This window comes from Streptomyces sp. NPDC060027 (genome assembly GCF_042737005.1).
GTDB lineage: Bacteria > Actinomycetota > Actinomycetes > Streptomycetales > Streptomycetaceae > Streptomyces.
Map to the genome: position 1 here is coordinate 53,180 of NZ_JBHWVI010000021.1, position 13,463 is coordinate 66,642.

15 protein-coding genes are annotated in these 13,463 nt (G+C 73.6%); 1 reads left to right on the forward strand and 14 read right to left on the reverse strand.

Annotated elements, in window-relative coordinates; translation table 11 throughout:
• Window positions 1–5 precede the first annotated feature (5 nt).
• The 6 genes from ACFWBT_RS08260 to tsaB form a co-directional block, all read right to left on the reverse strand.
• Window positions 6–1,301, reverse strand: coding sequence for an extracellular solute-binding protein (locus ACFWBT_RS08260; protein WP_385697330.1), 1,296 nt, complete (start codon window positions 1,299–1,301; stop codon window positions 6–8).
• 385 nt (window positions 1,302–1,686) lie between these two features.
• Entirely contained in the window at window positions 1,687–2,709 is a 1,023-nt protein-coding gene (locus ACFWBT_RS08265; protein WP_385697305.1) for a LacI family DNA-binding transcriptional regulator, read from the reverse strand.
• A 240-nt stretch (window positions 2,710–2,949) separates the two neighbouring features.
• Window positions 2,950–3,201 (reverse strand): hypothetical protein, encoded by a 252-nt coding sequence (locus tag ACFWBT_RS08270; RefSeq protein WP_385697307.1) that lies wholly within the window; start codon window positions 3,199–3,201, stop codon window positions 2,950–2,952.
• A complete protein-coding gene (gene tsaD, locus ACFWBT_RS08275) occupies window positions 3,198–4,301 on the reverse strand; it encodes a tRNA (adenosine(37)-N6)-threonylcarbamoyltransferase complex transferase subunit TsaD (RefSeq protein ID WP_385697308.1) in 1,104 nt (367 codons plus the stop codon). Before tsaD ends, ACFWBT_RS08270 begins: the two co-directional genes overlap by 4 nt.
• Window positions 4,294–4,767 carry a ribosomal protein S18-alanine N-acetyltransferase gene (rimI, locus tag ACFWBT_RS08280; RefSeq protein WP_385697331.1) on the reverse strand — a complete coding sequence of 158 codons (474 nt, stop codon included), beginning with the start codon at window positions 4,765–4,767 and terminating at the stop codon, window positions 4,294–4,296. The genes tsaD and rimI overlap by 8 nt, the downstream gene beginning before the upstream one ends.
• Before the next feature lie 17 nt (window positions 4,768–4,784).
• Complete coding sequence (tsaB, locus tag ACFWBT_RS08285) at window positions 4,785–5,438, reverse strand: tRNA (adenosine(37)-N6)-threonylcarbamoyltransferase complex dimerization subunit type 1 TsaB (protein WP_385697310.1); 654 nt, start codon at window positions 5,436–5,438, stop codon at window positions 4,785–4,787.
• Window positions 5,439–5,548: 110 nt separating this feature from the next.
• Here tsaB and ACFWBT_RS08290 point away from each other — a divergent pair, with 110 nt between their 5' ends.
• A complete protein-coding gene (locus ACFWBT_RS08290; RefSeq protein WP_385697311.1) occupies window positions 5,549–6,103 on the forward strand; it encodes a hypothetical protein in 555 nt (184 codons plus the stop codon).
• Window positions 6,104–6,123: 20 nt separating this feature from the next.
• Here the strand turns inward: ACFWBT_RS08290 and ACFWBT_RS08295 are convergent, their stop codons facing one another.
• The 8 genes from ACFWBT_RS08295 to ACFWBT_RS08330 form a co-directional block, all read right to left on the reverse strand.
• Window positions 6,124–6,312, reverse strand: a complete 189-nt coding sequence (locus tag ACFWBT_RS08295; protein ID WP_385697313.1) for a hypothetical protein — start codon at window positions 6,310–6,312, stop codon at window positions 6,124–6,126.
• A gap of 166 nt (window positions 6,313–6,478) precedes the next feature.
• A complete protein-coding gene (tsaE, locus tag ACFWBT_RS08300) occupies window positions 6,479–7,012 on the reverse strand; it encodes a tRNA (adenosine(37)-N6)-threonylcarbamoyltransferase complex ATPase subunit type 1 TsaE (protein WP_385697315.1) in 534 nt (177 codons plus the stop codon).
• The gene (locus tag ACFWBT_RS08305; protein ID WP_385697317.1) at window positions 6,978–8,213 is read right to left on the reverse strand and encodes an alpha/beta fold hydrolase; all 1,236 of its coding nucleotides are present in this window, start codon (window positions 8,211–8,213) and stop codon (window positions 6,978–6,980) included. Before ACFWBT_RS08305 ends, tsaE begins: the two co-directional genes overlap by 35 nt.
• Window positions 8,214–8,341: 128 nt before the next feature.
• Window positions 8,342–9,514, reverse strand: coding sequence for an alanine racemase (alr, locus tag ACFWBT_RS08310; RefSeq protein WP_385697319.1), 1,173 nt, complete (start codon window positions 9,512–9,514; stop codon window positions 8,342–8,344).
• A gap of 137 nt (window positions 9,515–9,651) precedes the next feature.
• A complete protein-coding gene (locus ACFWBT_RS08315) occupies window positions 9,652–10,548 on the reverse strand; it encodes a L,D-transpeptidase family protein (protein ID WP_385697321.1) in 897 nt (298 codons plus the stop codon).
• 298 nt (window positions 10,549–10,846) lie between these two features.
• Window positions 10,847–12,277: an NAD(P)H-hydrate dehydratase gene (locus ACFWBT_RS08320; protein ID WP_385697323.1), complete on the reverse strand. Its 1,431-nt coding sequence runs from the start codon at window positions 12,275–12,277 to the stop codon at window positions 10,847–10,849.
• A gap of 130 nt (window positions 12,278–12,407) precedes the next feature.
• A complete protein-coding gene (locus ACFWBT_RS08325) occupies window positions 12,408–12,779 on the reverse strand; it encodes a holo-ACP synthase (RefSeq protein WP_266761781.1) in 372 nt (123 codons plus the stop codon).
• A 128-nt stretch (window positions 12,780–12,907) separates the two neighbouring features.
• The gene (locus ACFWBT_RS08330) at window positions 12,908–13,417 is read right to left on the reverse strand and encodes a hypothetical protein (protein WP_385697324.1); all 510 of its coding nucleotides are present in this window, start codon (window positions 13,415–13,417) and stop codon (window positions 12,908–12,910) included.
• Between the last annotated feature and the right edge of the window lie 46 nt (window positions 13,418–13,463).

The window sequence follows — 13,463 nt, forward strand, 5'->3', positions numbered from 1 at the left end:
GGCCGTTAGCTCTTCTCGCTCTTGGCGACCTGGGTCACCGAACGCGTGACCTGCTCGGGAGACTTGGAGCCGGCGATGAGCGCGGCGACACTGTCGTTGATCTCCTGGCCGACGGCGGGCGCGTACGCCTGGTCGAGGTAGAGCTGGAAGCCGGTGGACGAGGCGAGGGCGTCCGAGACGGCGCTGAGGTTGGGGTCGGTCAGCGCGGAGCGCACGTCCTTGGACACGGGCACCAGGCCGGTCTCCTTGACGAGCTTCGCGGCGAACTCCCGCTCGGCGAAGAACTTCAGGAACTCCACCGCCGCGTCCGGAGCCCCCTTGCGCACCGCGTGTCCGCCGCCTCCGCCGAACACCTCGGTGAGCGCGCCCTTTCCGCCCTCGACGGCGGGGAAGGAGAAGAAGCCGAGGTCCTTGCCGATGCCCTTGCCTGAGTCGTTCTCGACGACGGGCGCCCACTGGCCCATCAGTTCCATGGCCGCCTTGCCGTTGCCCATGGTGGCCGCCTCGCCGTTCGGCGTGGAGTAGGCGGCGCCGAGGAAGCCCTTCTGGAAGGGTTCCAGGGCGACGAGGTCTTTGAGGTGCTGACCGGCCTTGACGAAGCCGTCGCCGGTGAAGTCGGCGTCGGTGGCGGCCTTCTGCATCGCGTCGAGGCCCGCGACCCGCATCGACAGGTACGCCCAGAAGTACATGCCGGGCCACTTCTCCTTGCCGGCCAGGGCGATGGGCGTGACGCCGGCGCTCTTCAGCGCCTTGACCGCGTCGAGATAGCCGGACCAGGTGGTGGGCGGGGTGTCGATCTTGGCCTTCTTGAAGAGCGCCTTGTTGTACCAGAAGCCGACCATGCCGATGTCGAACGGGACGGCGTACGTCTTCTCGTCGAACCGGTAGGCCGCCAGCGCGGCCGGGAGGTAGTCCTTGGTCCAGGAGGAGACCCTTCCGGTCAGGTCCTCGACCAGGCCCGCGTCGATCTGCTGTCCGAGAACCCCGCCGCCCCAGGTGTGGAAGATGTCCGGCAGCTTGCCCGAGGTGGTCAGCGCCGTCATCTTCGCCTTGTACGCCTCGTTCTCCAGCGTGACGATCTTGATCTTCACGTCGGGGTGCGCGGCCTCGAAGTCCTTGGCGCGCTGGGCCCAGATCTTCTTCGCCGGCTGTGTGGTGGTGATGTTCCACCACTCGATGGTGGTCCTGCCCGAGCTGTTCCCGCCGTCGGACGAGCCGCACGCGCTCAGGGCGGCCGCCCCCAGTCCGGTCGCGGCGGAGGCCGCCAGGAACCCACGGCGGGAAAGAGAGGTGTTGCCCAACGCTCGCATCGCACACCTTCCGGAAGAGTGCCGAAAATTATCGGTCGAGTGCGCACGGAAGTTACGGGCGCGGGACAGGTATGTCAACGCTCCTGACAAATATCGGAGTTGGGGTGGCGGACCGCGCTGAGCGCGCGGCGAGCAGGGGAGCCATCGCGCCCGGATCCATCGCGCGACGGCGCCTCCGGTGACCCCCCGCGTCACACCCCCGGCACCGGACACATCCCACGTCAGACCGCCCGGTGCCAGACACATCCCACGTCACACCGCCCGGTGCCAGACACATCCCACGTCACACCGCCCGGTGCCAGACACACCCCGCGTCAGACCGCCCGGTGCCAGACACACCCCGCGTCAGACCGCCCGGTGCCGGACGTGCGTCGCGTCAGATCGTCCGTGTCGTCGTGCTCGCTCGGATCACCAGTTCGGTGGCCAGTTCGACGCGGGGGGACGCCGGGTCCTCGCCCAGGGCCAGCCGCAGGACCGTGCGGGTCGCCAGCTTGCCCATGTCGGCGAGCGGCTGGCGCACGGTGGTGAGCGGCGGCGCCGACCAGCGCACCTCGGGCAGGTCGTCGAACCCGACGACGCTCATGTCCTCCGGCACCCGCAGCCCCCGTCGCCGCAGCGCCTCGATCGCCCCCAGCGCCATCTGGTCGCTCGCCGCGAACAGCGCGGTGGGCGGCTCGGCCAGGTCGAGCAGCGTGTTGCAGCCCTCGAAACCCGACGCGTGGTAGAAGTCCCCCGGCACGATCAGGGCGTCGTCGACACCGACGCCGGCGCCCTCCAGCGCCGCCCGGTACCCGTCCAGTCGCGCCCGCGAGCACATCAGCCGCGGCGGTCCGGCGATAAAGCCGATCCGGCGATGGCCGAGGCCGAGCAGATGCTCCGTCGCGGACATCCCGCCCGCCCAGTTGGTGGCGCCCACGGTCGGCACCTCAAGCGACGGGGAGCCGGCCGGGTCGACGACCACGAGCGGCACCCCGAGCCGCCGCAGCTCCTCGTGGAGCCGGGGTTCGAGGACCGAGGTCACCAGGATCACGCCGTCCGAGGCGCGGGCCCGCAGGTTGGTCATCCACTGGCGGGCCGACCCGGAGGCGCCGTGGATCGCGGAGACCACGGTGCCCACTCCGGCCGCGTGGGCGACCTCCTCGACCCCGCGGATGATCTCCACGGCCCAGGGGCTGTCGAGGTCGTTGAAGACCAGGTCGATGAGGGCAGCGCGGTCACCGGGCGCCGACGGCTTGCGCCGGTAGCCGTGATGGCGCAGCAGGTCCTCGACCCGCGCCCGGGTCTCCGGTGACACGTCGGAGCGGCCGTTGACGACGCGCGACACGGTGGGCACCGAGACCCCGGCCTCCCGGGCGATCTCCGTGATCGTCACCTTGTTCTTGATGCTCTCCCGGGCCACTGCGCCCACCTCCGTCGACGTGTCCAAGACTCCCCCACGGTTCCACACACCCGTACGAAACTTTGCAGGAGTCTTCCGGAAAACCCAGGTCGACGGGAAGCCCGGCCGGGAGCGGGGTGGCCGGAGGCCGGAAGCCGAGCGGCCCGAGGCCGGGGGCGGAGCGTGGGGTGGTCGGGGGCGGAGCGGCCCGAGGCCGGGGGGGGGGGGCGGAGCGGCGGAGCGGCCGGGCTCCGGCCGCCGTCAGCCCACCGACTCGAAGCGCCACCTGTGCACCGCCCGAGTCACCAACTCCCCGTCGGGCTCAGGCAGTTCGGGAAGCTCGGCGTCGTACGCGGCATCCCACCAGGTGATGACGAGCACCCGGTCCTGGGGCGCCCGCAGGATCTCCCGCCGCACCGGCTCCTCAGCGACCTCCTGCCCCCGCACCCAGGCGAGCAGTTCCTCGCCCCGGCCCGTGACGGCCCGTGCCTCCCACATCAGCGCGACGGTCACGAGTACAGGTTCTCCTTGGCGACCTCGTGCACGTGATCGTGCGTGTGCGCATGCCCGCGCCCCGGCACATGCGGGTCCGTCACCGGCAGCGACGAGTCCGCCGACAGGTCCCAGTCGGAGGCGGCCCGGTTCCGGGCGACCATCTCGGCGCCCAGCGCGGCGACCATCGCGCCGTTGTCCGTGCACAGCTTCGGGCGCGGCACCCTGAGCCGGATCCCGGCTGCCTCGCAGCGCTCCTGGGCGAGCACCCGCAGCCGCGAGTTGGCGGCCACGCCACCGCCGATCATGAGGTGGTCGACGCCCTGGTCCTTGCAGGCCCGGACGGCCTTGCGGGTGAGCACGTCCACCACGGCCTCCTGGAAGGACGCGGCCACGTCACGCACGGGCACGTCCTCCCCGGCCGCCCGCTTGGCCTCGATCCAGCGGGCCACGGAGGTCTTCAGACCGGAGAAGGAGAAGTCGTAGGCCGGGTCGCGCGGCCCGGTGAGTCCGCGCGGGAACGCGATGGCCTTCGGGTCGCCCTCCTTCGCGTACCGGTCGATGACCGGGCCGCCCGGGAAGCCGAGGTTCAGCACACGCGCGATCTTGTCGAAGGCCTCGCCCGCCGCGTCGTCGATGGTGGCGCCCATCGGCCGTACGTCGGAGGTGATGTCGGTGGACAGCAGCAGCGAGGAGTGGCCGCCGGACACCAGCAGGGCCATCGTCGGCTCCGGCAGCGCGCCGTGCTCCAGCTGGTCCACGCAGATGTGGGAGGCGAGGTGGTTGACGCCGTACAGCGGCTTGCCCAGCGCGTACGCGTACGCCTTCGCGGCCGAGACCCCGACGAGCAGCGCCCCGGCGAGCCCGGGCCCGGCGGTGACGGCGATGCCGTCCAGGTCCCTGGCCGTCACCCCCGCCTCCTTCAGCGCCCGCTCGATGGTCGGCACCATCGCCTCCAGGTGCGCCCGGGAGGCGACCTCGGGCACGACCCCGCCGAAGCGCGCGTGCTCGTCGACGCTCGACGCGATCGCGTCCGCGAGCAGCGTGTGCCCGCGGACGATGCCGACACCGGTCTCGTCGCAGGAGGTCTCGATGCCGAGGACGAGAGGTTCGTCAGCCATGGGTCTCTGTTCCTTGTACGGAGGCGGAGGGGTCGTGCAGGCGCATCACGAGGGCGTCCACGTTCCCCGGCTGGTAGTAACCGCGGCGGAAGCCGATGGGTTCGAAGCCGAAGCGCTCGTACAGCTTCTGCGCGCGGACGTTGTCCACGCGGCATTCGAGCATCACCTCGGCGCAGTCGAAGGCGCTCGCGGCCCGCAGCAGCTCGGTGAGCAGCCGGGCGCCGAGGCCGGTGCCCCACTGGTCCCGCCTGACCGCGATGGTCTGGACGTCGCCCAGGTCTCCCGAGGCGGCCAGGCCGGCGTATCCGACCAGCCGGTCGCCGTCGCGGGCGACCAGATAGCGCCGGGTCGCCTGCGGCCCGCGGGAGTGGGCCAGCTCGGACCAGAACATGCCCCGGGACCAGGCGTCCACGGGGAAGAGTTCCTTCTCCAGCTCCAGTACGGGATCGATGTCCCACCAGCGCATCTCGCGCAGCACGGCGGTCACTTGGGGGTGACCACCTTATAGTTCTTGGGCACCTGGGCGTCCGGGCGGCGCAGGTACAGCGGCCGGGGCGGCTCCAGTTCCTCGCCGGCGGCCAGCCTCTCCGCGGCCAGGGAGGCGAGCGCGGCGGCCGAGACGTTCTCGGGGGCGCGGGCGTCCGGGAAGGTGTCGGGGTACAGGAGCGCGCCCGCGCCGACGGCGGGCAGCGCGGTGACCGTTCCGTCGATCTCGGCGGGGCGGTCCACGGCGGGCTCCGACAGCCGGGTGCGGCGGTCGGCGTACCGCGCCCAGTAGACCTCCTTGCGCCGGGCGTCCGTGGCGACGACGAACGGCCCCTCGACGTCGGCCGCGTACGCGAGCCCGTCGAGGGTGCAGACGCCGTGCACGGGCACGCCGAGGGCGAGTCCGAAGGTGTCGGCGGTCATGAGGCCGACGCGCAGCCCCGTGTACGGGCCGGGGCCGACGCCCACGACGATGCCGGTGACGGCGTCCAGCTTGAGGCCTGCCTCGGTGAGCACCCGGTCGACGGCCGGCAGCAGCAGCTCCCCGTGCCGGCGCGCGTCCACCTGGCTCGACGAGGCGATGACGGACGTGCCGTCGTGCAGGGCGACGGTCACGGCGGGGGTGGCGGTATCCAGAGCGAGCAAGAGCACGCAAACAGCCTACGGCGCCGGAGCCTGACGCAAGGCCGCCCGGGACTCCCGTCCCTCGGCTGCTACCGTCACAGCAAGGACGTACGAAGGTCGAGAGGTGGGCACACAAGGTGGCTAGGAGCAGCTCGGGATTCGTGGCCGGGCTCACCGTGGCGGCGATCGCGGCAGTCGGCTTCCTCGCCTTCCAGGCGTCCGCGAACGTTCCGGAGACCCTGGGCAAACCGAGCGCGAGCGTGTCGGCCAAGTCGTCCGCCCCCAAAGCCCCTCGGGACAAGAAGAACCCCACCGCGCTGCCGTCCCCGTCCGGCACCGGCGCGCGGGTCGTCTACTCGGTCGGCGACGACCGGGTGTGGCTGGTTGGCTCGGGCAACAAGGTGCGGCGCACCTTCAAGGTGACCCCGGGCACGGTCGACCCGGCCGCGGGCACCTACGCCGTCACGACGCGCGCGGGAGCGGTCACCGGGTCCGACGGAACGCAGATCGAGCACGTCGTACGGTTCACGCTGGTCAACGGCGTCGCGATCGGCTTCAGCGCCGCGGTGAGCGGCTCCACGGAGGCCCCGGACCCCGAGAGGAAGCTCGGCGGCATCCGGGCGTCGCGCGCCGACGGCGACGCGATGTGGGCGTTCGCGACCGTGGGCGCGAAGGTCGTCGTCATCAAGTGACGCCGCCGGCCGCACCGGCGTCAGGCGGCCTTGCGGGGCCGTTCGGCGACGCCTGGCCCGGCCAGTGGTTCGCGGGGCGGCCTGGACACCGCCTCCGCCGCGGCACAGGCCGCCAGCAGATCCCGCATCGACACCCCGGCCGTCGCGCGCGGCGCCGCCGGCACGTCACGTTCTGAAGCCGGCACTGCAGCCGACTCTGAAGCCGACATGGACGCCTCCTCGGGCTTCGGGGGCAAGCGCAGTTAGGTAGACCTAACTACGTACTGGTGTCCATGTGACCACGGCCGGGACGCCGAACGCAATATCTTGCCGACGCCCTGTCGGAACGTTGGCCGAATGTACGAGCGAAAGACGCCCGGCGCGCGAAGACCCCGGTCAGGCCGCGAGCACGGTCAGATCCGTCGCGGCCCAGCGCCGCCCGAGTCCCGTGACCGTCACGTGCCGCACCTCGTCGGTGGTGTCCCCGACGGCCCGGTGGATGACGAGGTGCAGACGGTCCTCGGTCAGCTCCTCGACCTTGCCCTCGCCCCACTCGACGACGATCACGGAGTCGGAGAGCGAGACGTCGAGGTCGAGGTCCTCCATCTCGTCGAGCCCGCCGCCCAGGCGGTACGCGTCGACGTGCACGAGGGGCGGTCCGCCGCCGAGGGAGGGGTGCACGCGGGCGATGACGAAAGTCGGTGAGGTGACCGCGCCACGGACGCCGAGCCCCTCGCCGAGTCCACGGGTCAGCGTGGTCTTGCCCGCGCCCAGCTCCCCGTTCAGCATCACGAGGTCGCCCGCGCGCAGCAGCTCGGCGAGCCTGCGGCCCAGTTCCTGCATCTGCTCGGGGGAGGTGACGGTGATCTGCGCGCTGACCCCGTCCTGCGCGGACTCAGCCGGGTTGTGCGCTGCTGCTGGTGCTTCCATAACCGCCCACCGTAGCCCCTGCCGGCACGGCTCCGGCGCGCACGAGGAGGTCGGCGAGGCGGTCTATGACGACCTCGGGATGCTCCAGCATGACCAGGTGTCCCGCGTCGGGGACGAGCACCAGCTCCGCGTCCGGCAGCAGGTCGGCGATCGCCTCGCTGTGCTCGCTCGGCGTCACCAGGTCCTTGACCCCGGCGAGGACGAGGACCGGCAGCTCGGTGAAACGGGCGAGCGCGGCGGTCTTGTCGTGCTCGGTGAACGCCGGGTAGAACTCGGCGACCACGTCGATCGGCGTGCTCTCGATCATCCGCTCGGCGAACCGCTCGACGGCCGGGTCGACGTCACGGCTCGCGAACGAGTACCGCTTGATGACCCCGGCGAACAGATCGGCCGTGGCGCGCCGCCCCCGCTCCACCAGGGCGGCCTGCTGGCCGAGCGCCTTCAGGACGCCGGGGAGCACGCGCCGTACGGCGTTGACGCCCGCGACGGGCAGCCCGAAGTTGACCTCGCCGAGCCGCCCCGACGACGTACCGACCAGGGCGACGGCGACGACCCGGTCGCGGATCAGCTCGGGGAAGTGGTCGGCGAGGGCCATCACGGTCATGCCGCCCATGGAGTGCCCGACGAGCACGATCGGGCCCTCGGGGACCGCCGCCTCTATGACGGCCAGCAGGTCGCGGCCGAGCTGGTCGATGGTGACCGGCGTCCGGTCCTCCAGCTGGGCGACACCCCGCCCGGACCGCCCGTGGCTGCGCTGGTCCCAGTGCACCGTGCGCACCACACCGCGCAGCGCGGCGCGCTGGAAGTGCCAGGAGTCCTGGTTGAGGCAGTAGCCGTGGCTGAAGACGACGGTGACGGGGGCGGGGGCCTTGCGGCCGAAGAGCCTGCGTCGGCGCGGGGCGAGCGAGGCCTCGGGCTCGGCCTCGTCGACCTCGTAGTACAGCTCGGTGCCGTCGTCGGCGTACGCCTTGCCCGGCGTGCCGCGCAGCGAGCCGTACGGGCCGGCCGAGTCGAGGGCGAGGCGCGCCTTCTTCCGTATGCCGCGGCCGACCGTGAGCCGCTCGATCGCGACTCCGGCCGCGGCGCCCGCCGCGACCACGCCTATCGCGGCGCCGGCCACTCCGGCCTTGCGCCAGTTCCCGGCGGAGGCGGCGGCCGCCGAGGCCGCACTCACGACGACCTCCGCGCTGCTCTCGCTCACGTCCCGCTCCTCTTCGCTCCGGCTGTCGGCTCTCGGCTGGGCGCGCTCCGGTCCGGCTCCCGCCCGCCGTGTTCCGCCCGCCGCTCTCCGCTCGCCGGGCCCCCGCGCACCTGTTCGGCTAAGGGGTGTTACCCGCCTTGTTCCTCTTTCACATTCATGTAGACGCGTGGAACGCGGGTTCCGATGCGCGTGACGATTTCGTACGCGATCGTGCCCGCCGCGCGCGCCCAGTCCTCGGCCGTCGGCTCACCGCCGTCGCCGGGCCCGAACAGGACCGCCGGAGCGCCGGGCTCCGGCTCGTCACCGCCGAGGTCCACCACGAACTGGTCCATGGCGACCCGGCCCGCGACCGTACGCCACTTGCCGCCGACCAGGACGGGCCCGGTGCCGGAGGCGTGCCGCGGAACGCCGTCCGCGTAGCCGACGGGGACCAGGCCGAGCGTGGTCCCGCCGGGGGTGACGTAGTGATGGCCGTAGCTCACGCCGTGGCCCGCCGGAACGTGCTTCACCAGCGCGAGCGAGGCGCTCAGCGTCATCACCGGGCGCAGTCCGAGGTCGGCCGGGGTGCCGAGCTCCGGGCTCGGCGAGATCCCGTAGACCGCGATCCCGGTCCGTACGAGGTCGAAGTGGCTCTCGGGGAGGGTCAGCGTCGCGGGCGAGTTGGCGATGTGCCGCACCTCGGGGCGGACGCCCTGCTCCTCGGCGTACGCCACCATCTCGCGGAAGAGCTCCAGCTGGGCCTGGATCGAGGGGTGACCCGGCTCGTCGGCACAGGCGAAGTGCGACCAGAGCCCGGTGACGGTGATCAGTCCGCGCGCCTCGGCGGCCAGTGCCCCGGTGACGAGCTCCGGCCAGTCGGCGGGCTGGCAGCCGCCGCGCCCGAGACCGGTGTCGGCCTTGAGCTGCACGCGGGCGGGCGCGCCGACGGCCTCGGCGGCCGCCACGACCTCCCGCAGCGCCCACAGCCCGCTGACCGACACGTCGACATCGGCCTCGATGGCCTCCGCCCAGGGGCCGCCCGGGGTCCAGAGCCAGCACATGATGCGCCCCGGCAGGCCGGCCGCCCGCAGCGCGAGCGCCTCCTCCGGGGTGGCCGTGCCGAGCCAGGTGGCGCCCGCCTCGCGCGCCGCGCGGGCGCACGGGACCGCGCCGTGGCCGTACGCGTCGGACTTGACCACGGCCATCACGGCCGCGGTCGGCGCGTGGGCACGCAGGGTCCGCACGTTGGCTCGCAGGGCGGCCAGATCGATCTCGGCGCGGGCGCGCAGGGGTGCCGTCCGCGGGTGTGCTGTCTCTGTCATCGCGCCCCAGTCTCTCAGAGGGCCACGACAGCCTCCCGGCACCGGTCCCCAGGACAGCCCCGGGGCCGACCCGGGGGTGGCCCGGCGCCGTCCCGAAGGCAGGCCCCGGGGGTGGACCCGGGGCCTGTTTCACCGTCCTAGCTGCCGGACCTTCGGCCCCACACGTAGACGCGGTCGCCCTTCCTGAGCACGCTCCAGAGCGCGCGGGCGTCGGCGAGCCGCAGGTTCACGCAGCCCATCGAACCGGCGGTCGTGCGGACGCTGCCGCGGATGGCGTGGAAGGCCTGCCCGCGGCTGAAGAACTGGGCGTACGGCATGGGGGTGTTGTACAGCGTCGACCAGTGGTTCCGGTGCTTCCAGTAGATCGTGAACCAGCCGGTCCTGGTGCGGTGCCCGGCCCCGCCGCTGCGCATCGGCACCGGCCCGTACAGGATCCTGCCGCGCTGCTGCACCCAGGTGAGCCGACGGGTGAGGTCGACGCAGGCGACCCGGTAGGAGCGGGCCGGGCAGCCGCGGCCGGCGTCCGGGTCGCTCCGGGCGGACAGCAGCCGCATGCGGGCCCAGGTCAGCGGTCCGGCGAACCCGCCGGCCGGCCGGATGCCCTGCTGCACCTGGAAGGCGCGGATGGCCCAGCAGTCGGCCTCCGACTGCTTCCCGTCCACCGTCAGCCTCAGCCATCGCTCGACCTGCCGCTGGTACGGGCCCGTCCGGCCGCCGCAGGCCACCGCCGGGCCCGCGGCCCCGTCGCCGAACGGCACGTACGCGATCGGCGCGTCATCGCCCGCGGAGGTGCCCAGCGGTTCCCGCGCTCCCTCCCCCGCACCGGGCGTGTCCACGGCCGGGAGCACCGGGCCCAGAATCTCGCCCCGCCACGGCGGATACGGGCCCTTCACCGCTCGGAGCACCGACTCGCCGATGGGCCCGGAGGCGGGTACGGGCGGCGTGGGGACGGCGACCGCGGTCCCCACGGGCACGGCCGCCACCACCGCCAGCAGCACCGCGATCCCCCGACACACCTTTCGTCTGATCATCATGCGATCAGCCATACGCAACGGCGCGGTGCCCCCGGGTGAGCCGCGCGGAAAGGGTCGCCCGATCTGGGCAACGCGTCCGGGGGCCGTCAGGCCCGGCACCGCCGACGGCGGGTGCCGCCGTCCAGCGGGTCCCGGCCCGGCAGAACACCGGCGCCGGGCCCAGTACCGGGGCCCCGGGTAGAGCCGTCGGTCCCAGGGGCCGGTAGAGCCGGTCCCAGACCCAGTAGGCCCGGTCCCAGACCCAGTAGAGCCGGGCCCAGGGCCCAGGGCCCAGGGCATGAGCGAGGGGTGCCCGGTGTCAGTCGTGTACGTCGCGCCAGGCCTCCGGGATCGCGGCGGCCACGTCATGTGCCCCGGCGGGCGCGCCGTCCGCCGCGAAGCGCCCCGCGAGCCCGTGGAGGTACGCGGCCACGCTCCCCGCGTCGATCGCGCGGAGCCCCGCCGCCAGCAGCGACCCCGCCAGCCCCGACAGCACGTCCCCGCTCCCCGCGGTGGCCAGCCACGCCGTCCCCGTGGCGTTCACCCGCACCGCCCCGCCCGTGGGGTCGGCGACCAGTGTCGTCGCCCCCTTGAGCAGGACGGTCGCCCCGTACAGCCCCGCGAGTTCCCGCGCGGAAGCGAGCCGGGCCGTCTCCACCGCCTCTCGCGGGACCCCGAGCAGCGCCGCGGCCTCCCCGGCGTGCGGGGTCATCAGCGTCGGCGCGGTGCGGGCCCGCACCGCCTCCCGCCCGGCGAGCCGCAACCCGTCCGCGTCCACCAGCACCGGCACGTCCGCGTCCAGCACCTCCGCGACGGCCGAGGCGTCGTCCCCGGCCCCGGGGCCCACCACCCAGGCCTGCACCCGACCCGCCTTCGACGGCCCCTTGTCGGACACCAGCGTCTCGGGAAAGCGCGCGATGACGGCGTCCGCGGCGGGCCCGACGTACCGCACGGCCCCGGCCCCGCCGCGCAGCGCCCCGGACACGGCGAGCACCGCGGCTCCGGGGTAGCGGGCGGACCCGGCGGCGATCCCGAGGACACCGCGCCGGTACTTGTCGCTCTCCGCCCCCGGCAGGGGCAGCAGGGCCGCGACATCGGCGTGCTGGAGAGCCTCCAGATCGGCCGGCTCCGGCAGGTCGAGCCCGATGTCGACGAGGCGTACGGAACCGGCGTACCCGCGCCCCGGATCGACGAGCAGTCCCGGCTTGTGGGTGCCGAAGGTGACGGTCAGATCGGCGCGGACCGCGGCGCCGAGCACCTCTCCGGTATCCGCCTCGACACCGCTCGGCAGATCGACGGCGACGACGGCGGCGCGGGACGCGTGCGCGAGTTCGGCGAGCCGTGCGGCGTCCGGCCGCAGGCCGCCCTTGCCGCCGATCCCGACGATGCCGTCGACGACGAGATCGGCCCGCCGCACGAGCGGTTCGGCGGCGTCGGGCGAGGCCGAGGTGCCGCCGGCGCGGAGCAGCGCCGCCAGTCCCCCCGGGTGCGTCCGTCCGGGGGCGAGCAGCACCGCGGTGACGCCGGCGCCGCGCCGGGCGAGGCGCGCCCCCGCGTACAGGGCGTCGCCCCCGTTGTCCCCGCTGCCCACCAGCAGCACCACCCGGCGGCCGTACACCCGGCCGAGCAGGTCCGCGCAGGCGGCGGCCAGCCCGGCGGCCGCCCGCTGCATCAACGCCCCCTCGGGAAGCCGTGCCATCAGCTCCCGCTCGGCGGCCCTTACGGTCTCCACGCTGTACGCAGTACGCATGGAGCCGAGTCTCCCGCACCGGCGCACACGGTGCGCCCCGTCCAGGTGGCTGCTCGGGCCGCCGTTCCGCCCCGGCCGGGGTCGACCCTCCCGGCCGCCGTGCCTGGTCAGGCGGAAGCAGGCCCTCCCGCTAGCCCTCCGCCACCACCACCGCCGAGGCCACCCCGGCATCATGACTGAGCGACACATGCCAGGACCGCACGCCCAGTTCGGCCGCCCGGGCCGCCACCGTGCCCTTCACCCGCAGGCGCGGCTGGCCGCTGTCCTCGACGAAGACCTCGGCGTCCGTCCAGTACAGCCCCGCCGGGGCGCCCAGCGCCTTGGCGAGCGCCTCCTTCGCCGCGAACCGCGCCGCGAGCGAGGCGATGCCCCGCCGCTCACCGCTGGGCAGCAGCAACTCACGCTCCACGAAAAGGCGTTCGGCCAGCCCCGGCGTCCGCTCCAGCGACGCCCGGAACCGATCGATCTCGGCCACGTCGATACCGACCCCGATGATGCTCATGTCCGCACCCTACGGCGGTCCGGACACCCGACGTGCCCAGGTGGCGGCCGACGCACACCGTGCGCGCCTGCCCCGGACGCCCGGCGCGCCGACGGCGATTCACCCGGCCGGACGGCGCCGACGGCCCTTCAGAGGACATCCCGCAGATCGACCACCGACCGGTCCTCCGTCAGGTGGGCGCGGGAGCGGCCCTCGGCGAACAGGTCCCGCAGAAACATTCCGGGGAAGTCCAGGACATCGCGCCGGCCGGCCAGCGCGATCCGGACCCGTAGGCGGCTGTCTCCGTCGAGGACCAGCACGTCGCACCAGTCCGGCTCCGGCGCCTCCAGGCCGAGCAGGGTGATGCCGTCCTCGGCCATCGGGTCGACCCAGGCGGCCAGATCCTCCAGCAGCCACGCCATGTTCATCCAGGACGGCGCGTCGGCGGCGGGCTGCCAGTCGTACGTACGGCGTGCCTCGCGTCCGGTGCCGGGCGGCTCGCCCTCGGCGTACACGGGCGGCTCGGACGGGCCGCCGATCTCGGTGCATTCGATGGAGCGGGACCGGAGCGTGAGCGCGGTGACGCGGAGACGGTCGGACCCGAGGTCGAACGCGACTTCCGACGCGTGGGTGAGAAATTCACCGTCCGGTTCGGCCATGGATTCCCCCTTCCTTCCCGGGAATTGGAGAGCCGCGCCCCGGCCG

Bases quoted from the DNA above. Each gene is read 5' to 3' on its own strand.
- tsaD (WP_385697308.1), bottom strand. From the start codon at position 4,301: ATGGCTGACGAACCTCTCGTCCTCGGCATCGAGACCTCCTGCGACGAG.
- rimI (WP_385697331.1), bottom strand. From the start codon at position 4,767: ATGCGCTGGTGGGACATCGATCCCGTACTGGAGCTGGAGAAGGAACTC.
- ACFWBT_RS08295 (WP_385697313.1), bottom strand. From the start codon at position 6,312: ATGTCGGCTTCAGAGTCGGCTGCAGTGCCGGCTTCAGAACGTGACGTG.
- tsaE (WP_385697315.1), bottom strand. From the start codon at position 7,012: ATGGAAGCACCAGCAGCAGCGCACAACCCGGCTGAGTCCGCGCAGGAC.
- alr (WP_385697319.1), bottom strand. From the start codon at position 9,514: ATGACAGAGACAGCACACCCGCGGACGGCACCCCTGCGCGCCCGCGCC.
- ACFWBT_RS08315 (WP_385697321.1), bottom strand. From the start codon at position 10,548: ATGATGATCAGACGAAAGGTGTGTCGGGGGATCGCGGTGCTGCTGGCG.
- ACFWBT_RS08320 (WP_385697323.1), bottom strand. From the start codon at position 12,277: ATGCGTACTGCGTACAGCGTGGAGACCGTAAGGGCCGCCGAGCGGGAG.
- ACFWBT_RS08325 (WP_266761781.1), bottom strand. From the start codon at position 12,779: ATGAGCATCATCGGGGTCGGTATCGACGTGGCCGAGATCGATCGGTTC.
- ACFWBT_RS08330 (WP_385697324.1), bottom strand. From the start codon at position 13,417: ATGGCCGAACCGGACGGTGAATTTCTCACCCACGCGTCGGAAGTCGCG.